General features: G+C 36.3%; 19 protein-coding genes. 13 read left to right on the top strand and 6 right to left on the bottom strand.

Annotated features, from left to right (window positions below):
* Nucleotides 1–10 precede the first annotated feature (10 nt).
* The gene (locus tag CKK03_RS12580) at nt 11–406 is read right to left on the bottom strand and encodes an Hsp20/alpha crystallin family protein (RefSeq protein ID WP_099362925.1); all 396 of its coding nucleotides are present in this window, start codon (nt 404–406) and stop codon (nt 11–13) included.
* A gap of 150 nt (nt 407–556) precedes the next feature.
* Here CKK03_RS12580 and selA point away from each other — a divergent pair, with 150 nt between their 5' ends.
* Nucleotides 557–1,972, top strand: a complete 1,416-nt coding sequence (gene selA / locus CKK03_RS12575) for an L-seryl-tRNA(Sec) selenium transferase (protein WP_099362924.1) — start codon at nt 557–559, stop codon at nt 1,970–1,972.
* A 24-nt stretch (nt 1,973–1,996) separates the two neighbouring features.
* Here the strand turns inward: selA and CKK03_RS12570 are convergent, their stop codons facing one another.
* Nucleotides 1,997–2,140, bottom strand: coding sequence for a small acid-soluble spore protein P (locus tag CKK03_RS12570; RefSeq protein ID WP_099355277.1), 144 nt, complete (start codon nt 2,138–2,140; stop codon nt 1,997–1,999).
* 129 nt (nt 2,141–2,269) lie between these two features.
* Here CKK03_RS12570 and CKK03_RS12565 point away from each other — a divergent pair, with 129 nt between their 5' ends.
* Complete coding sequence (locus tag CKK03_RS12565; RefSeq protein ID WP_099362923.1) at nt 2,270–2,524, top strand: hypothetical protein; 255 nt, start codon at nt 2,270–2,272, stop codon at nt 2,522–2,524.
* Between the two features lie 45 nt (nt 2,525–2,569).
* On the opposite strand, the gene sspO is transcribed toward CKK03_RS12565, so the two are convergent.
* On the bottom strand, nt 2,570–2,719 hold the full coding sequence (gene sspO / locus CKK03_RS12560; protein WP_077617929.1) for a small acid-soluble spore protein SspO: 150 nt from the start codon (nt 2,717–2,719) through the stop codon (nt 2,570–2,572).
* A 219-nt stretch (nt 2,720–2,938) separates the two neighbouring features.
* On the opposite strand from sspO, the gene acnA reads away from it, so the two are divergent.
* From acnA to CKK03_RS12530, 6 genes are all read left to right on the top strand, one after another.
* On the top strand, nt 2,939–5,647 hold the full coding sequence (gene acnA / locus CKK03_RS12555) for an aconitate hydratase AcnA (protein WP_099362922.1): 2,709 nt from the start codon (nt 2,939–2,941) through the stop codon (nt 5,645–5,647).
* A gap of 133 nt (nt 5,648–5,780) precedes the next feature.
* A complete protein-coding gene (locus tag CKK03_RS12550) occupies nt 5,781–6,305 on the top strand; it encodes a TlpA family protein disulfide reductase (RefSeq protein WP_099362921.1) in 525 nt (174 codons plus the stop codon).
* A gap of 159 nt (nt 6,306–6,464) precedes the next feature.
* Nucleotides 6,465–6,596, top strand: a complete 132-nt coding sequence (locus CKK03_RS12545) for an FbpB family small basic protein (protein ID WP_099362920.1) — start codon at nt 6,465–6,467, stop codon at nt 6,594–6,596.
* A gap of 100 nt (nt 6,597–6,696) precedes the next feature.
* Nucleotides 6,697–6,834 carry an acid-soluble spore protein N gene (locus tag CKK03_RS12540; protein ID WP_010282192.1) on the top strand — a complete coding sequence of 46 codons (138 nt, stop codon included), beginning with the start codon at nt 6,697–6,699 and terminating at the stop codon, nt 6,832–6,834.
* 128 nt (nt 6,835–6,962) lie between these two features.
* Nucleotides 6,963–7,196, top strand: coding sequence for a small acid-soluble spore protein Tlp (tlp, locus tag CKK03_RS12535; protein WP_099362919.1), 234 nt, complete (start codon nt 6,963–6,965; stop codon nt 7,194–7,196).
* Nucleotides 7,197–7,330: 134 nt separating this feature from the next.
* Nucleotides 7,331–7,756 (top strand): acyl-CoA thioesterase, encoded by a 426-nt coding sequence (locus CKK03_RS12530; protein WP_099362918.1) that lies wholly within the window; start codon nt 7,331–7,333, stop codon nt 7,754–7,756.
* 34 nt (nt 7,757–7,790) lie between these two features.
* Here CKK03_RS12530 and CKK03_RS12525 read toward each other — a convergent pair whose 3' ends face one another.
* On the bottom strand, nt 7,791–8,978 hold the full coding sequence (locus tag CKK03_RS12525) for a CapA family protein (protein WP_099362917.1): 1,188 nt from the start codon (nt 8,976–8,978) through the stop codon (nt 7,791–7,793).
* A 193-nt stretch (nt 8,979–9,171) separates the two neighbouring features.
* Between CKK03_RS12525 and CKK03_RS12520 the strand changes: the two genes are divergently transcribed.
* Complete coding sequence (locus CKK03_RS12520) at nt 9,172–10,956, top strand: S9 family peptidase (protein WP_099362916.1); 1,785 nt, start codon at nt 9,172–9,174, stop codon at nt 10,954–10,956.
* A 168-nt stretch (nt 10,957–11,124) separates the two neighbouring features.
* Here CKK03_RS12520 and plsY read toward each other — a convergent pair whose 3' ends face one another.
* A complete protein-coding gene (gene plsY, locus CKK03_RS12515; RefSeq protein WP_099362915.1) occupies nt 11,125–11,736 on the bottom strand; it encodes a glycerol-3-phosphate 1-O-acyltransferase PlsY in 612 nt (203 codons plus the stop codon).
* 281 nt (nt 11,737–12,017) lie between these two features.
* On the opposite strand from plsY, the gene CKK03_RS12510 reads away from it, so the two are divergent.
* The 4 genes from CKK03_RS12510 to ytvI all read left to right on the top strand — a co-directional run bounded on the left by CKK03_RS12510 (nt 12,018) and on the right by ytvI (nt 18,304).
* Complete coding sequence (locus CKK03_RS12510) at nt 12,018–12,431, top strand: CoA-binding protein (RefSeq protein ID WP_099362914.1); 414 nt, start codon at nt 12,018–12,020, stop codon at nt 12,429–12,431.
* Nucleotides 12,432–12,659: 228 nt separating this feature from the next.
* The gene (gene parE / locus CKK03_RS12505) at nt 12,660–14,642 is read left to right on the top strand and encodes a DNA topoisomerase IV subunit B (protein ID WP_180271246.1); all 1,983 of its coding nucleotides are present in this window, start codon (nt 12,660–12,662) and stop codon (nt 14,640–14,642) included.
* A 6-nt stretch (nt 14,643–14,648) separates the two neighbouring features.
* The gene (parC, locus tag CKK03_RS12500) at nt 14,649–17,093 is read left to right on the top strand and encodes a DNA topoisomerase IV subunit A (RefSeq protein WP_099362912.1); all 2,445 of its coding nucleotides are present in this window, start codon (nt 14,649–14,651) and stop codon (nt 17,091–17,093) included.
* 137 nt (nt 17,094–17,230) lie between these two features.
* On the top strand, nt 17,231–18,304 hold the full coding sequence (gene ytvI / locus CKK03_RS12495) for a sporulation integral membrane protein YtvI (protein WP_099362911.1): 1,074 nt from the start codon (nt 17,231–17,233) through the stop codon (nt 18,302–18,304).
* Nucleotides 18,305–18,335: 31 nt separating this feature from the next.
* Here ytvI and CKK03_RS12490 read toward each other — a convergent pair whose 3' ends face one another.
* On the bottom strand, nt 18,336–19,517 hold the full coding sequence (locus CKK03_RS12490) for an alanyl-tRNA editing protein (protein WP_099362910.1): 1,182 nt from the start codon (nt 19,515–19,517) through the stop codon (nt 18,336–18,338).
* Between the last annotated feature and the right edge of the window lie 134 nt (nt 19,518–19,651).

Raw genomic sequence — 19,651 nt, 5'->3', positions numbered from 1 at the left:
CCTGTAGCTTTCACAGGACTTTTATTTTTATTTTGCTCTTCTTTTTTTTCCGTTTTTCGTTCTTTTTGATATAAATTTCGAGTATTTCATTTCGAAATAGAGCTTCTATCTTCTTTTTTTCTAATTCGAAAGGAAGGGTTACAACTCTTTCAGTTAATATTGTGTCATTTGGAGGTTTTTCGCAATCTGTTAATTTTATATAGAATGCATCGTTCTGGACGTTTAACTGAATCTGATCGGGCTGATATCCTGATAGTTCAGCCTCGATTATATACTCATTTTGTGTTTCAAATAAATCAATTCGAAATTGATAATCATCTAATAAATATGGGTCTTCGAGAAACTGTTTCATCCAGTCCTCCAAACCATTTAAGGAAAGGGGATTGGAATTATCAAAATTTTTCATGTCTTGACCTCCATGGAATTCTATATTCAGGATATTCACAAGTGTAGATGTTCGTGATAGTGAAATAATAAAAACGGTACAATCTGTTTGTAAAGTAGGCGGTAATCATGTAAAAATAGACGTATACGTGCTTTAGTGGAGGAATTGAGTATGAAAAATTTGTTTCAACTGCTCCCTGCAATTCATGAGCTGCAAGCTTATCCAGACTTTGACCAGTTTCAAAATAAATATGATGTGGATAAGGAATATCTGACTAACGTCTTAAGGGATGTCGTAAATGACGTTCGGAATGAAATCATAAATTGGGACTCGATTGAAAAGGCGTCTTCAAAGGAAGATATGGTTCGTTTTATATATCGAAAGAGCGAAGGGGAGCTAGTACACAGAACGAAATACTACCTAACAAAAACAGTCAATGCGACCGGGACGGTTTTACATACCAATTTAGGAAGGGCTCGACTTAGCGATGATGCTATTCAACATGTTGTAGAAATCGCGAAGGGGTATTCTAATTTAGAATATAACTTGTTAGAGGGTACTCGTGGCTCACGACATTCGATTGTGGAGTCACTTCTGACGGAATTAACAGGTGCAGAGAGTGCGATGGTAGTAAACAATAATGCTGCAGCCGTTTTTTTAATATTACGGGCCTTGGCTGAGAGTCAAGAAGTCATTGTTTCTCGGGGGCAATTAGTTGAGATTGGCGGTTCATTTCGGATATCAGCGATTATGGAGGAAAGCGGTGCAAGTTTAGTTGAGGTGGGGACAACCAATAAAACACATCTTGAAGATTACGAGAATGCCATTACAGAAAAAACATCGATGGTCCTTAAGGTACATACAAGTAATTTCAAAACAATTGGTTTTACAAAGACTGTTGGTATTTCAGAACTAGTCACATTAAAGGAGAAAAAAGAAAACCTTGTTATTTATGAAGACCTAGGAAGTGGTGTTCTATACGATTTAAAAGGACAAGGAATTGGGGATGAACCTGTTATAAAGGATGTTTTAGCACAAGGGGTTGACCTTGTATCCTTTAGTGGTGATAAGCTTCTCGGTGGACCACAGGCGGGAATTATTGCAGGGAAAAAAACATGGATAGACCAATTAAAAAAACACCAGCTTGCTCGAGTATTGCGAGTTGATAAATTGACATATGCAGCATTAGAAGCAACGTTATTTTCATATCTTAAAGGCAATTCCTCGACGATTCCAACGATTCGGGATATATTGGCTACTGAAGAAGAGATAAAAGAACGTTGTCAACAGTTTATAGCTTGTTTAATTAAAAAAACGAATCATTATCAATTTCAACTAAAAAAAGACGGTTCACCAATCGGTGGCGGAACAATGCCTGGGGTGGAAGTGCCAACTTTCGTGGTTTGTTTAAAACATCCTAAAAAAACAGCTGTTGAAATTGCAACAATGCTTCGTAAGCAATCAACACCAATTATTGTACGAATAAAAAATGACGAAATACTTCTAGATTTTCGTACCATAGAACAAGATGAAATTGAAGAAATGGCAGTCGCTTTTGCGAAAATTGATAAAAAGCCGCAGGATTAGCGGCTTTTTATTATCCATGATTTATTACATATCATGTCCTTGGTTATTTTTTTGTCTTGTGTGATTGCGATTTTTTACTTTTTTTGAACCACTTAATGGTTGTGGTTGGCTTCCTGTACTTTGGCCGCCGTTTGCTCTAATATCCTTGAATGTATTCTTTTCACCCATGTTTTATCCCCCCTTCATATGTATTAGGATAATGTTTTTCCACTTTTTTATGCGACCTAAGTTCTGAATGATTTTCTGGAAAAAAGGTAAGCTATAATTGCAGTAATAACCTTAAGGGAGTTGAACAATATGCCGTATTATAAGGATAAACAGCAAGCTTTCCAAGCAGCACAACAAGGAACAGAGGAAGCGAAAGATGTGTATGCAAATATCGTAAGCAATGATCCTGACTATGGTGCTCATTTAAAGCGATTGAAAAATGAAGTGAATGAAGCCTATCAACAAATTGAAAATGCATTAGAAGTGGCATCTGAGCATCAGAAGGCCCAACTTGAACAGTTTCAATCGGACTTGCAATCCATCATGAATGAAGTTTACGAATAAAATACGAAAATAAGCCCGCGTAAGCGGGCTCGCCAAAATATATGATTATTGATTTTTCTTTCGCTTTTTATTATTTTGTCGTTGTTCTGCCGTTAATGGCTCATTAGCAAATTCCTCATTATATCCCGCACCTATACCTTGAGCACTTGCGTCATTCATTCCTGGTCGTACATGGTTCGCTTTACGCTTCGACATGCTTTTCACCTCCGACCTTATTTTATTCATTTTTCACTAAATTATCCTACAAGTCAATAAGAAAAACTTATAGAGCATTATAACAATCTTGTTATTTACTTATGTATATAGTTATATTAATATATGTATGCAGGGAAATTAAATGGGAGAGTATAAAATCTCTTACATTTCGACAATTATTTAAAATTGCGTTATTATTTATACAAAGGGGGCATACATATGGCAAAGCATGATGTATTTAATGCACGTTCTTCTTTTGAAGCAAACGGCAAAAAGTATAACTATTATAGCTTACAAGCATTAGAAGATGCGAAAATTGGTAACGTTTCAAAATTGCCGTATTCCATTAAGGTTCTTTTAGAATCAGTATTACGTCAAGTTGATGGAAGAGTAATTACAAAAGAGCATGTTGAAAACTTAGCAAAATGGGGAACTGATGAATTACAAGAGGTTGATGTACCATTTAAGCCTTCTCGTGTAATTCTTCAAGATTTTACTGGAGTACCAGCTGTAGTTGATTTAGCTTCACTTCGTAAAGCAATGGCTGACATGGGTGGAGACCCACAAAAAATCAACCCAGAAATTCCAGTTGATCTTGTTATTGACCACTCTGTACAAGTTGATAAAGCAGGTACACTAGATTCATTAAAGTTCAATATGGATCTAGAGTTTGAACGTAATGCAGAGCGTTATAAATTCTTAAGCTGGGCTCAAAAATCATTCGATAACTACCGTGCTGTACCACCAGCAACTGGTATCGTTCACCAAGTTAACCTTGAATATTTAGCAAATGTTGTTCATGCTGTTGAAGGTGAAAACGGTGAATTTGAAACATTCCCTGATACACTTGTAGGTACTGACTCTCATACTACAATGATTAACGGAATCGGTGTACTTGGATGGGGTGTTGGAGGAATTGAAGCAGAAGCAGGAATGCTTGGTCAACCTTCATATTTCCCAGTACCTGAAGTTATCGGTGTGAAATTAGTAGGTACATTACCAAACGGTACAACAGCTACTGACTTAGCACTTAAAGTAACTCAAGTATTACGTCAAAAGGGCGTTGTAGGTAAATTTGTTGAATTCTTCGGTCCTGGAGTTTCTCAACTTCCACTTGCAGACCGTGCAACGATTTCTAACATGGCTCCAGAATACGGTGCTACATGCGGATTCTTCCCAGTAGACAACGAAGCGTTAGAATATCTTCGTTTAACAGGCCGTGACGAAGAGCAAGTTAAAGTTGTAGAAGAATATAGTAAAGCTAACGGCTTATTCTATACACCAGATGTTGAAGATCCAACTTTCACAGATGTTGTTGAAATCAATCTTTCTGAAATTGAAGCGAATCTTTCTGGTCCTAAGCGTCCACAAGATTTAATTCCACTTTCAAAAATGAAAGAAGCTTACCAAACTGCATTAACAGCAACTGGCAACCAAGGATACGGTTTAACTCCTGAAGAAATCAATAAGGAAATTACCGTAAAGTTCAACGATGGCGAAGAAGTACAAATGAAGACTGGTGACATTGCAATCGCTGCAATCACAAGTTGTACAAATACTTCAAACCCATACGTAATGTTAGGTGCTGGTCTTGTTGCGAAGAAAGCAGTTGAAAAAGGCCTAGAAGTTCCTAAATATGTAAAAACGTCTTTAGCACCTGGTTCTAAAGTTGTTACTGGCTATTTAGAAGATTCAGGATTACTTTCATACCTTGAAAAGCTTGGCTTTAGCACTGTTGGTTATGGCTGTACTACATGTATTGGTAACTCAGGTCCATTAGCTCCTGAAATTGAAAAAGCAGTAGCTGAAAATGACTTAGTAATTACATCTGTTCTTTCTGGTAACCGTAACTTTGAAGGACGTATCCATCCATTAGTAAAAGGTAACTACCTTGCATCACCACCACTTGTAGTGGCATATGCACTAGCTGGAACTGTTGATGTCGATCTTGAAAAAGAACCAATCGGTAAAGATAAGGACGGTAACGATGTATTCTTTAAAGACATCTGGCCTACTGCAGAAGAAGTTAAGGCAGAAGTTAAAAAGACTGTTACACCTGAGCTATTCAGAAAAGAATACGAGCGTGTATTTGATGATAATGAGCGTTGGAACGCAATTGAAAGTACTGACGAAGCGCTTTATGTGTGGGATGAAGATTCAACATACATTCAAAACCCACCATTCTTCGAAGGCTTATCTAAAGAACCTGGTGAAGTTAAACCATTAAGTGGATTACGTGTAGTTGGTAAATTCGGTGATTCCGTAACAACTGACCACATTTCACCAGCAGGTTCAATTGGTAAAGATACACCAGCAGGTAAATACCTACAAGAAAAAGGTGTTACACCTCGTGACTTTAACTCTTATGGTTCACGTCGTGGTAATGACCGCGTTATGACAAGAGGAACTTTTGCGAATATCCGTATTCGTAACCAAATCGCTCCTGGAACAGAAGGTGGATGGACTACTCACTGGCCAACAGGCGAAGTTATGTCTATCTATGATGCATGTATGAAATACAAGCAAGATGATACTGGCTTAGTTGTTATCGCTGGTAACGACTATGGAATGGGATCTTCTCGTGACTGGGCTGCGAAAGGTACTAACCTTCTTGGCATTAAGACAGTTATTGCTGAAAGCTTCGAACGTATTCACCGCAGTAACCTTGTATTAATGGGTGTACTACCACTACAATTCAAACAAGGTGAGAATGCTGAAACTCTTGGCTTAACTGGAAAAGAAACAATTGAAGTTCAAATTGACGAAAATGTAAGACCTCGTGACTATGTAAAAGTAACAGCTACTGACGAAGAAGGAAACAAGAAAGAATTTGAAGTACTTGTTCGTTTCGATAGTGAAGTTGAAATTGATTACTACCGTCACGGTGGTATCCTACAAATGGTACTTCGCGAAAAAATGAAGGGTTAATACCCTTTTCTATCTAAGGCAGTTTTGTGGATTTCACAAAACTGCCTTTTAATATTGTCCTTTTGCATGGATAAATTGATATAATGATAATAGGGAAAACCTTTGATTTTGCTTAAATTTACGGAGGATTCAAATGGTTAAAAAAATTATTATTCCACTTATTCTAATTGGCCTTATCGGATATACTATTTTTGATTTTGTAGAAGATAAAAAAAAGGGGACAACCGGTATTGAAATTGGTAATATGGCCCCAGATTTTGAACTTCAACTATTAAATGATGAAAATGAAACAATACGTTTATCGGATTTAAAGGGCAAGAAAGTTGTTGTGAACTTTTGGGCATCATGGTGTAAACCATGTCGTGAGGAAATGCCTGAGATTCAAGAGTTTTATGAAACGAAAAGTGATGACATTGAAGTGCTTGCAGTCAACATGACAGCTTCTGAAGTTAAGGCAGAAAACGCACATAAATTTGTTGAAGGAAAAGGTTATACATTTCCACTTTTAGTAGATCCAGAAAATCAAGCAAGTAGTGATTATAAGGTATTAGGATTACCTGAAACTTTTTTCATTAACTCCGATGGAACGATTAATGATTTTATAAAAGGACAGATGGACCTAGAAATGTTAGAAGCTAAAGTAGAAAAATTAAAGTAAAAAATGTGAACCAACTCGATTTGGTTCTTTTTTTATGCCTTTTTTAGTGAAAATGCACTTCTTTCTAATTTTTAAATAAATTTTCGAAAATTTGTAATAATTTAATCGTTTTTTGGAGATTATTACTATTACAATGGTAGATAGAGGAAGGTGAGAATATTGAGAAAAGTAAGAAAGGTTTCATTTGCAGATTTGGTTAATGAAAACAAACAGCAATTATTAAAGGACCAAGAAGCAATGGAGCGTATTGAGGCGAGAATTGAGCAAAAAAGATTAGAAAAAGCTGAGTAAATTTCCCATCAAATCTTTTATTTGGATAGAGTATCCACTCTTCTTTTTACATGAGAAAGCCCTTTCCGGGTGATAATGTAAAGGAGGAGGGGTAAATAAAATGCCGAAAAATTATCATAACCAATTTAAAAATAACCAAATAGGTACACAACCACGTGGATTTGGTGGAAATAAAGGGAAAAAAATGCAAGATACATCAGGAAAGCATGCTCAAGTTATGCAAACTAAAGGTGAATAATGCTACCATTAGCACAAACGGGTAAAAGGACGTTTTCAAAAACGTCCTTTTATTTTTTTTCCAGAAATAAAATGATCATAACTGAAGCAAAATAGAGATGTATTACTAATACATAGGAGGAAAAAGAAATGACGCACAACAGATCTAAACCAGATGATAGAAGTGATAATGTAGAAAGACTACAAGACATGGTCCAAAACACGATTGAGAACATCGAGGAGTCACATGATTCAATGCAATTTTCAAATGAAGAAGAGCGCCAGAGAATCGAGGCAAAGAACGAACGCCGTGAAGAATCTATAGCTGCAATGCGCGAAGAAATAAAGGACGAAGCTGCCGCTCGCGAAAATGGTTATAAGTAAAACTTGTAGAGTATGCCACCTTTTATGGCGTACTCTATTTTTGTAATTTCTAATGAAATCATTTTTAGGGCTTTTCCAACTTATGTTACTATATATGTAAAGCATCTTTAGAACAAAATAGGGAGAGGTTAGAATTGCTCATTTCAAAAAAAGAAGTCGAAGTACGTTACGCTGAAACAGACCAAATGGGTGTTGTCTATCATGCCAATTATTTAGTTTGGATGGAACTAGGTAGAACCCAATTAATTAAAGATTTAGGTTTTAGCTATGCATCAATGGAGAGCGATGGCATTATTTCTCCTGTAATTGATCTACAGGTTTCCTACAAAAAACCATTACGATATGGTGAAACAGCTTTAGTGAAGACGTGGATTGAACATTATGACGGACTAAGAGTCATATATGGCTATGAAATTGTACGCCCAGATGGAGAAGTTTCCGTAAATGCGACATCATCACATGTTTGTGTGAAAAAAGATTCATTTCGTCCAATTTCGATTAGAAAACATTACCCAGAATGGCACAAGGCATATGAAAATGCAAAAAAGAAGGTTGAATAGAAAAAACAAGGCATTTAAGTGCCTTGTCTTTTAGTTACTGTTCTTGATTAAGCCATTGATTCATATGGTGGGTCATTTCATCATATTTACTTGAAGCATTGCTTAATCCGACGGCGCCGGCATTTTCGAGAGGTACTACCTTAAAGTTTCTGTTATGACTGTTTGATACAAACGTTGGTGTAAATTGCGGGTTTTGAATGCGAATGATGGATTCATCCTTTGATTTTACTTCTTTGATAATTTCAACTTTTAAAACCCCACCAATATCCTTATAATCCCACATCTGTCCAGATAAGAAATTACCTAATGAGTAAATAACGAAGGTTTGATTTCCATCCTTACCTGTTAACCAATCCATCGGTTGTAAGACATGAGGATGGTGACCAATAATGAGGTCAACACCTTCATCTGCAAGCTGTTGTGCTAATTGTTTTTGTTGATCATTCGGGAGTAATTGATACTCATTTCCCCAATGCATACTTACTGATACGACATCAGCAATCTCTTTTGCTGCTTTTATATCTTTTTTTATGAGTTCCATGTCAATTAAGTTAACAAGGTGATCTTTTCCCTTAGGGACAGGAATCCCATTTGTCCCATAAGTGTAGGAAAGAAATGCAATGTTAATTCCATTTTGATTTAATACCCTAATTCTACTTTTATCTTCAGGACTCTGGTACCCCCCTGTATATTCCATTCCGATTTTATTTAAATAATTTGTAGCACTAATAATCGCCTTTTCACCGCGGTCTAGGGTATGGTTATTCGCAATAGAAACAATGTCTACACCAGCATTCTTAAATGCATCAGCTACCTCATAGGGGCTGTTAAAACTCGGATAAGTAGATAATCCGATTTCTGTTCCACCAACAATTGTTTCTTGATTGGCAATCGTGATGTCTGCGTTCTCAAGTAAGTCCTTCACATTTGCAATCATTGGCTTGAAATCATAGCCATTGTCAGTTTTTGCATCATTATACACGGTAGAATGAATTAAAATATCTCCAATTGCTGCTAGTGACATTGATGTTGTAAACGGTTTGAAATTTTGCTCAGTCTTTTTGAATTCATGATTTTGAGTAATGTATCCCTCGGTTTTTGTATTTGCATTCACATTAGTTAGAGAGAAATAAATGCCTAATGGAATAAGTAATAGAATCATTGTACTAATGAGATATTTGGTGCTAAATAATGCTCTTTTCTTCCTTCTGCTTCGTCTCATATAACATTTGCTCCTCACCAGAATATGATAATTCTACTATAATACAAAACTATGAAAAAATGTTAGAAATTTATCGAATATTGTCAATGATTTGAAGAATATTTCATCTGTCGAAATAAATGGGCAGGAGAATATAGAAAACTGTCGAATTATTTGCATGTGGATTGAAATCTAAAGAAGTAGGTGTTTAAGGATGAAATTTCAAAAGCCTGATGTAGAACAATTTTTTAAAACCTTTGGGATTCAGAATTTTACGATTAGTCCCGACGAAAAACAGGTAGTATTTAGTACAAACTTAAGTGGAAAATATAATCTTTGGGGAATCGACCTGCCTAATCATTTTCCATATCCATTGACTTTTAATGATCAAAGCTGTCAAGAGCTTACTTATGATAAAAATGGTGAATTTTTAATTGCGGGATTTGATAAGGATGGCGATGAAAATACACAGTTATTTGCCTTTCAGCCGCAAGGAGGGGAATTAAAGCCTATACGAATTCAGGAAGGGCACCGACATATGATTGTACACCTGTCCAAGGATGGGAAGAAATTATACTATACTTCAACGAAGGATAATGCAATGTGTTTGAATTCATATTGCTATAACCTCGAAACAGAAGAAGAGTTGGTTATCAACGAAGGAAAAGATGCAGCCACCTACTTGTTAGCGCTTAGCCCAGATGAAAGCAGTCAAATATACTTAAAGCATTTTGCCAATACATATTCATTAGCCTTTGTACATAAAGAAGGCAACGAAGTACGCTTAACACCAGAGACAGAGCAACAGCACACCGTATCTGATGTTCTATTTACATCTGATACTACGCTTTACCTAGTAACGGATTATGATGATGATTTTTCATATCTTGCTAAATATGATGTGACAACAAACACATTCTCTAAAGTTGTTTCGTTCGAAAAGGAAGAAATGAAATCAATTAAATATAACAAACAATCTCAAACAATCTACATTGTGAGTGAAAAGGGTGTTGAGGATTTTCTGTACGGATATCATATTGAAACAGGAGAAGTAGAAAAGTATGATATGCCTTCATCCGTAATTGAGAAACTAATTGTAACAGAAAATGACAACCTGTATGTCCTTGGGCGTTCTGCTACAAATCCGTTTAACATCTATAAGCGTAAGGCTACTGAAAATGTGTGGGAAGCCATTACGAACTATGGAGTTCCTGGAGTAAAAGAAGAAGAACTTGTTCAACCTGATGTAATCACTTATCCTTCTTTTGAGGGTTTAGAGATCGAGGCGTTATTGTTTAAGGCAAACGAGGATGTTTCAAATGGACATGTCATTTTATGGCCTCATGGTGGGCCACAGGCTGCAGAACGAAAGTCATTTAGGGCGATGTTTCAATTCCTAGTGAATCGGGGTTATAGTATTTTTGCGCCGAACTTCCGTGGTTCAACTGGATACGGCTTGAAATTTGCGAAAATGGTAGAGGGTGACTGGGGATATGGTCCTCGTCTCGATAATATCGAAGGACTTGAATGGTTAATTGCGAACGGATACGCAGACCGTGAAAAAATTCTTCTGTTAGGTGGTAGCTATGGTGGATATATGGCACTCTTGCTTCATGGTAAGCACCAAAACTACTTTAAAGCTGTCATTGACATCTTTGGACCAAGTGATTTGTTCTCGTTTATTAATTCGGTTCCTGAGCACTGGAAGCCTGTTATGAACCAATGGGTTGGAGATCCGGTAAAAGATCGAGAGAAGTTAATAGAGTTTTCACCAATTACCCACTTAGAAGGTATGGTAAAACCGATGTTAGTTATCCAAGGGGCAAACGACCCGCGTGTTGTAAAAGCGGAATCTGATAAAATCGTACAGGCATTGCAAGATAAAGGTAGGGAAGTTGAATATTTGGTTCTTGAAGATGAAGGGCATGGCTTCTCGAAGAAGGAAAATGAAATCAAAGTAAATCGAAAAATACTAGAGTTTTTTGATCGATTTATTTAAAAAAGAAAGACGTGTGACTTTCGAAGGGTCACACGTCCATTTTTGATGTCTAGCTCCAACGCCTAGTCCCTCGAGGTCATTAGCCAATCCATCAAGAAGGATAGAAGGCATCCTTCTCGCCGGCTTTTCTTAAGCTTGTCGGGTCTGAACAAGGCGTTTGCGCATTTCTTATAGCCATTTAATTTTTGGCTCTGTTTTATTCTTAATTCGAGCGATGTTTGCTCGGTGGCGATAGAACACGAAAACGGCAAGTAATGAGACAACAATGATTAGCGGGTAATCAGTTTTAATAAAAATACTATAAACAATACTGAATGACACGCAATAAATGGAAACTAGCATAGAAGATAGTGAAACCATTTTCGTCAATTTTAAAAAGATAAAAAAGCATAGTAAAGTTGTAATAAAAAGGATTGGGTTATAACCTAACAGTACCCCACCAGAGGTTGCGACTGCTTTTCCACCTTTAAAACCTGCAAAAATTGGGTACATATGACCTACAACAGCTACCATCCCAACTAATAAAGGAAAATAATCTGGAAATGACCCATTCAATAATAGAGTGGGAAGTAGAGTTGCTAATGTCCCTTTTAAGATGTCTGCACTAGTAACGATTAAGCCGGCCTTTTTTCCAAGTGTCCGAAACGTATTTGTCCCACCTAAATTTCCGCTACCATGCTCCCGAATGTCTATACCATAGCCAATCTTCCCAACGATTAATCCAGAAGGAATCGAACCAAGAAGATAAGCAAGGAGTATAATAATAATATTAAGTACCATACTCTTAACTCCTTTAATAAAATAATAAAGATAAGTGCTTCCTGACACATTGTATCATTCTTTATGGATAATACCATGCTTGTACAAGTATTCTCATTATACAAGATATTTTTACTTACATTGATTTTTTCTTTTAATTTCGACAAAAAAATATTGAAAAACGCTTAAGAAATATTCAAATACGTTGAAAATCAAAATTAATGCAGGAATATCTAGGCTTGGGACCGAAATACTATGAGAGATAATATCTGTTAGAATATTTAAAGGGAGGACCCAATAAAATGTCATTGGAAATTCCGACTCGTGCTGAACTCGGTAACATTTTAAAGAAAAGTAAAAGGATTGCTGTTGTTGGTTTATCTGATAATCCTGAAAGAACTTCCAATATGGTGAGTAAGGCTATGCAGGATGCTGGGTATGAAATCATACCTGTAAATCCAACTATTGACGAAGCATTAGGTGTAAAAGCCGTTAAATCAATAAAAGATATCGAAGGACATATTGATATTGTTAATGTTTTTCGAAGATCGGAATATTTAATGGATGTTGCGAAAGAAATTGAAGGTATTGATGCGGATGTGTTTTGGTCGCAGCTTGGATGTGTTAGTGAAGAAGCATACAACTATTTGAAGGAACGTGGGATTACTGTTGTAATGGATCGTTGTATAAAAGTTGAACATGCTTTGACAAAATAACAAACCATGAGATAAAATCCTTGTTCTTATACAAGGATTTTATCCTTTTCGCGAGAAAGGTTTGCGAAATTTTGATAAAGATATAAAATAAAAGGTGAGGCATTAAAAAACAAAACATTTGTTCTGTTAAGTAAGAAATAACTAAATTAGTGATACTACTTATATAGAGAGAGGCTATTTATTAGCTATGTACTTGGGTGAAAGGTTAAAAGCCCAAGTGTTTTGTATATGAAAGGGGTATGTTTTTTGGCGAAGCAACAATTTGACTACAATGATGATGCAATACAGGTACTAGAAGGCCTTGAAGCTGTTAGAAAGAGACCTGGTATGTATATTGGAAGCACTGATGGTAAAGGACTTCACCACCTTGTTTATGAAATTGTAGACAACTCGGTCGACGAAGCCCTATCAGGTTATGGGAATCACATCATTGTTAGAATCCATAAAGACAATAGTTTAAGTGTCCAGGATAAAGGACGTGGAATGCCAACTGGCATGCATAAAATGGGTAAACCAACACCTGAGGTTATTTTTACCGTGCTACATGCAGGCGGTAAATTTGGACAAGGTGGGTATAAGGCAAGTGGAGGTCTCCATGGGGTTGGAGCATCGGTTGTTAATGCATTGTCTGAATGGCTTACAGTCACGATTAAGCGTAATGGATTCGTATATGAACAGCGCTTTGAAAATGGTGGCAAACCTGCTACTACTCTTGAGAATATCGGAAAAACAAATCAAACGGGTACCACTATTCATTTTAAGCCGGACCCTACGATTTTTAGTACGACTACATTTAATTTTGAAACATTGAGTGAGCGCTTAAGAGAATCAGCGTTCTTATTAAAAGGGCTAAAGATTGAGATTTTTGATGACCGCAATGATCTCCATGAGGTTTATCATTATGAAAATGGGATTGAAGCGTTCGTAGAATACTTGAATGAGGAAAAGGATGTGCTACATCCTGTCGTTTCTTTTGAAGGGGTTCAGAACCGAATTGAGGTAGATTTTGCGTTTCAATTTAATGATGGGTATTCAGAGAATATCTTATCCTTTGTAAATAACGTAAGAACAAAGGATGGAGGTACACATGAAGTTGGATCAAAAACAGCATTGACCCGTGCTTTTAATGAATATGCTCGTAAAACAGGACAATTAAAAGAAAAAGATAAAAATCTTGATGGTTCTGATATTCGCGAGGGATTAACGGCGATTGTATCCGTTCGTATTCCTGAAGAATTATTGCAATTTGAGGGACAAACAAAAGGAAAGCTTGGAACTAGTGAAGCACGCTCAGCTGTCGATTCAGTTGTTTCTGAAAACCTCGCTTATTTTCTAGAGGAAAACCCGGATGTAAGTACCCTTCTAGTTAAAAAATCGGTAAAAGCTGCTCAAGCAAGAGAGGCAGCAAGAAAAGCAAGAGAAGAAGCAAGAAGCGGAAAGAAACGAAAGAAATCCGAAGCGTTATTAAGTGGTAAACTAACTCCTGCTCAATCTAAAAATCCAGATAAAAATGAACTTTATCTTGTCGAAGGTGATTCTGCCGGAGGGTCTGCTAAACAAGGACGTGATCGTCGTTTCCAAGCAGTACTTCCGTTAAGAGGTAAAGTTATTAATACAGAAAAAGCAAAGCTTGCCGATATCTTTAAAAATGAAGAGATTAATACAATCATTCATACAATTGGCGGTGGCGTTGGAGCTGATTTTACTATTGCTGATATCAATTATGATAAGATTGTTATCATGACTGACGCAGATACCGACGGTGCACATATTCAAGTATTGCTTTTAACCTTCTTTTATCGATATATGAAGCCATTAATTGAAGCGGGTAAGATATATATTGCCTTACCACCGCTTTATAAGGTAAGTAAAGGAACAGGTAAGAAAGAAGTCATTGAGTATGCATGGAATGATAATGAATTAAAGCATGCTATCGCTAAAGTCGGAAAAGGGTATATGATTCAACGCTATAAAGGTTTAGGAGAAATGAATGCCGACCAGCTTTGGGATACAACAATGAACCCTGAAACGAGAACGCTAATTCGAGTCCGTATCGATGACGTAGCAAGGGCTGAACGAAGAGTAACAACACTCATGGGCGATAAGGTTGAACCGCGCCGTAAGTGGATTGAATCAAATGTTGCCTTTGGTCTTGAAGATGATTCGAATATTTTGGACAATGAAAATTTATCGGTCGTAGAAGGGGAGTAACAAAAAATGGTACAAACAGAACAATTCCGTGATCTACCTCTAGAGGAGGTAATTGGAGATCGCTTCGGTAGATATAGTAAATATATTATTCAAGATCGTGCTTTACCAGATGCAAGGGATGGTCTTAAACCCGTTCAAAGACGAATTCTTTATGCCATGCATGTTGAAGGTAATACAGCTGAAAAAGGCTTTCGTAAATCGGCTAAAACGGTTGGTAATGTAATTGGTAACTACCATCCTCACGGTGACACATCTGTATATGATGCAATGGTTCGTCTAAGTCAGGATTGGAAAGTTCGGAATGTCCTGGTGGAAATGCACGGAAATAATGGTAGTAATGATGGTGATCCACCAGCAGCCATGCGTTATACGGAAGCACGTCTTTCAAGTCTTGCTTCCGAGCTGTTACGTGATATTGAAAAAAACACTGTTGAATTCATTCCGAACTTTGATGATACAAGCAAAGAACCAGTCGTATTACCAGCGATGTTCCCAAACTTACTTGTAAATGGTTCTACAGGAATTTCAGCAGGTTATGCTACAGATATTCCGCCTCATCATCTAGGAGAAGTAATAGATGGTGTCATCAAGCGTATAGATAATCCAAACTCAACTGTCGATGAACTCATGGAAGTGATTAAGGGCCCTGATTTCCCAACAGGTGGTATTATTCAAGGGATTGAAGGGATAAAGAAAGCCTATGAAACAGGAAAAGGAAAAATCATTGTCCGTGGAAAAGTAGAGATTGAGGATCTTCGCGGTGGAAAACAACAAATCGTTGTCACTGAAATACCATATGAAGTGAATAAAGCAAATATGGTTAAAAAAATTGACGAGATTCGTTTAGACCGCAAAGTAGAAGGCATAAATGAGGTACGTGATGAAACTGACCGAACAGGTCTAAGAATCGTGATTGAATTGAAAAAAGAGGCAGACGCACAGGGAGTGCTAAACTTCCTCTATAAAAATACTGATCTTCAAATAACCTATAACTTTAACATGGTTGCTATTATGGACAGACGACCAGTATTGATGAGCCTGCCAAAAATATTGGATGCGTACATTGCCCATCAAAAAGAGGTTATTACCAATCGGTCTCATTATGAACTAGAAAAAGCACGTGAACGTCAGCATGTTGTTGAAGGTCTTATTAAGGCATTATCCATCTTAGATGAGGTAATTGCGACAATTCGTGCCTCAAAGGATAAAAAAGACGCAAAAAATAATTTAATCGATAAATTTGGATTTACAGAACCGCAGTCTGAAGCAATCGTTTCCTTGCAATTATATCGCTTAACAAATACTGACATCACAGCACTTCAGCAAGAATATGATGAGTTAAATAAAAAGATAAGTGAATTAGTTGAAATTCTTCAAAATGAACGCAAACTATTTCAGGTCATAAAAAATGACCTGAAGCGAGTGAAAAAAACCTATGCAGATGATCGTCGTTCAAAAATAGAAGACGAGATTGAAGAAATCAAGATTAATCTTGAGGTTTTAATCCCATCTGAGGATGTAATTGTAACTGTCACCCAGGACGGCTATGTTAAACGGACAAGTCCTCGATCATATGCTGCATCAAACGGCCAAGATTTTGGCATGAAGGATACAGATCGACTGTTACACAAATTTGAAATCAATACAACCGATACATTATTACTCTTTACAAACAAAGGGAATTACTTATATATTCCAGTGCACGAGTTACCTGATATAAGGTGGAAAGATCTAGGACAACACGTTGCCAATATCATAAGTATTGATCGTGATGAATTCATTATAGAGGCACTCCCAGTTACGAATTTCGAGTTGCCAGAATATCTACTCTTTATCACCAAAAACGGTATGGTGAAAAAGTCAGAGCTAACAATGTACAAAGCACAACGTTATTCAAAACCACTCGTTGCAATTAATCTGAAAAACGATGATGAAGTTGTATCTGTTCATATCACAAACGGCAATATGGATGTCTTTTTAGTTACACATCTAGGGTATGGACTTTGGTTTGGAGAAGAAGAAGTCAACGTTGTTGGTGCAAGAGCAGCAGGCGTTAAAGGTATCAACCTTAAGGATGGCGATTATGTTGTTGCCGGTTCTATAGTACCACCATCAACGCCAGCAGAGATAAGTATTGTTACACAGCGTGGAGCAGTCAAGAAGATGAAAATCACAGAATTCGAAAAAGCAACAAGAGCAAAACGTGGATTAGTTATGCTTCGTGAGTTGAAGAATCATCCACATCGTATTGCAGGCGCACATTTAGTTACAAATCTAGATGAACTTTTCCTTAAAACACAAAATGGAAAAATCGAATCAGTCGAAATAAAATCCTTACGTCCAAATGATCGTTATAGCAACGGTTCATTCGTAGTTGATACAGATGAAGCGGGAGAAGTAATTGATACATGGATTGTCACATATGAGGAAAATTCCGACGAAATAAAATAAAAATCGAAAACAGCTACTATAAGGTAGCTGTTTTTAATTGTGAAATAATATTGTCAACTCATAAGCATCTATTTTGAAAAATATTTATATTTTAAATATGCCTGCTTTACTGTACAATAATTTTATAAGGATAGAGAGTGGGTAATTTTGCGAAAATGATTAAAAAATATATTAATAAAAGAAATATTCTTCTTGTTATATTGGCTGTTGTTTTATTGTATTTATTACCAATGTCAATTTCATTGATTTTGGCCTTTCTTACTGCTCTTTTATTGGAGCCAATTGTCAATTTATTAATAACTAAATACCGGTTTAAACGAATATATTCGGTTACAGTAACGTTTGTTATTTTTATGGTGTTTGTTTTATTTTTGGGCTACTTATTAGTCAATGTCATCATTAATCAACTGATCACAGTCGTGAAAAATATACCGTTTTATGTTTCAAGTATTGATACAGACCAAATTATTGCAACCTTTGAAAAGTTTGAAACTTATTTTGAAGATTTACCTAAGGAAGTCTTGGATTCTATTATGAATACCCTGTATTCCTTCCAGGATTTATTAATCGTTGCTGCAAGGAATTTAACAGAGGGAACGTTTAGTTTTGTTTCAAGTCTTCCTCAGCTATTATTAGAGCTTATTGTATATTTAGTGGCAGCTTTTCTTTTCATGAATGATCTACCTGGAATTAAAAACAGGCTTAAAGATATGCTGCAGGAAAGCTCAATTGAAAAAATGAAGATTGTGACAACCCAATTGAAAAAGATATTTGTCGGTTTTTTAAAAGCTCAAATAGTTCTTAGTGGAGTAACTTTTGTTATCACATATATTGGACTTTGGATTTTAGATGTTAAGTATCTTCTAATTGTGTCATTGCTCATTGTACTAGTCGATTTACTTCCGATATTAGGTACAGGATCATTTATCGTTCCATGGGCCATTTTTGTATTAATTAACGGAAATACGAAACTTGGAATTGGATTATTGATTCTTTTTGTACTTATAACCGTGATTCGAAAAATTATCGAGCCGAAGGTTTATTCGCAAAGTTTCGGTATAAGTGCTTTAGCAGCACTGATCAGTATGTACCTAGGGTTTAAAATAATCGGTATTGTTGGATTATTACTTGGTCCACTAATAGTGATTCTTTATGATTCTTTAACAAAAGCTGGTGTCATTAATCTAAACTTTAAATCAGATAAACTATAGAAAAAAGCTACCATTGAAGGTAGCTTTTTTCTTATAAAGAATCTTTTATTTTTGTTTCTAAAAAGCGTTTAAATGCTTCCATATCTTCTAGGTTATCGAATGCAGCTTGTGCGGTTGTATTATTGCCGCCACCTTTTCCATTAAAGTTTTTAAGCTCTTGTTTAAATAACTTTCCACACTCAATGGGAAGCGTTCCATTATGGGAGATAAGTAGTTTATTTTCAAGTGTTGATGTAAAAATCACACATTGATTGGACGCTTCATTAATTTGTTTTGCAATTCCTTGAAGTTCTTTTAAAGCTTTTTCATCGAATGATTGGATAATGATTAAATCATTATGAGTTTGAATAAGCTCCTGAGCAAGGAACTGATTAAGTTTCCCTTGTAACTCCTCGATATCTCTCTGGAATTGTTTGTTATCTGTTTCTATTTTAGTGATTTTTTCGATTAGCCCTTCACGATTCGTGCTATATTTGTTTGCTAAGGTTGTTAAAACACTATGTGTAGCTTGATAATCCTCTAAAGCACGGCCGCCAAAAATAAAGTATACACGTGTATTTCCTTTGCTTTTTTCCGTTTTTAAAAGCTTCATAAGTCCTAACTCGCCAGTACTTGACACATGTGTGCCTGCGCATGCAGATGTATCAATACCATCAATTTCAACAATACGCATTTCATCTCCTTCAACGTCAGGTGTTTTTCGAAGAGGAAGGGTACTCGCTTGTTCTTTAGAAACAAAATATGTTTTAATTTCACGGTTTTCATAGATCGCTTTATTAACCTGATTTTCAATATGTAGGAGCTGATCAGCATCAAATTCAGGAACACTCAAATCAATTGATACGGTATCTTTCCCTAAATGAAAGCTTGATGTGTGGGCATCATACTCTTCAATACAGATAGCTGATAACAAATGCTGGCCTGTATGCTGTTGCATATGGTCATATCGCAGCTTCCAGTCAATTTGACATTCTACAGTCCGGTTTTCCGGGGGATGGGGAAGTTTATGGTACACCTCTCCGGCTTCTGAATAGACATCTAAAACTTGAATATGGTCAATTTGTCCAGAATCAGATGGTTGGCCACCACCTTCAGGGTAAAATGCGGTGTCCTCAAGGGTTACAAGACAATAATTATCTTTTTTTATAATATTTGTTACTGTGGTTGTCCATTGTGTTAAATAGGGATTTTCATAATATAACTTTTTTGTCATCTAATTCTCGATCCTTTCAATACCAGATAATTAAAACATACAAGAAAAGAAATAAAGATTCAATGATTAAAGCTGTTAGTTGTTATAAATAAGAGGGAGGAAGAGCAATTTAATGATAAGAAAGGTGGAACAAT

Source organism: Fredinandcohnia onubensis (assembly GCF_002734215.1).
Taxonomy (GTDB): Bacteria; Bacillota; Bacilli; order Bacillales; family Bacillaceae_L; genus Ferdinandcohnia; species Ferdinandcohnia onubensis.
Note: the sequence above shows the minus strand (reverse complement) of the source record. Positions and strands in the feature narration are given on the sequence as shown.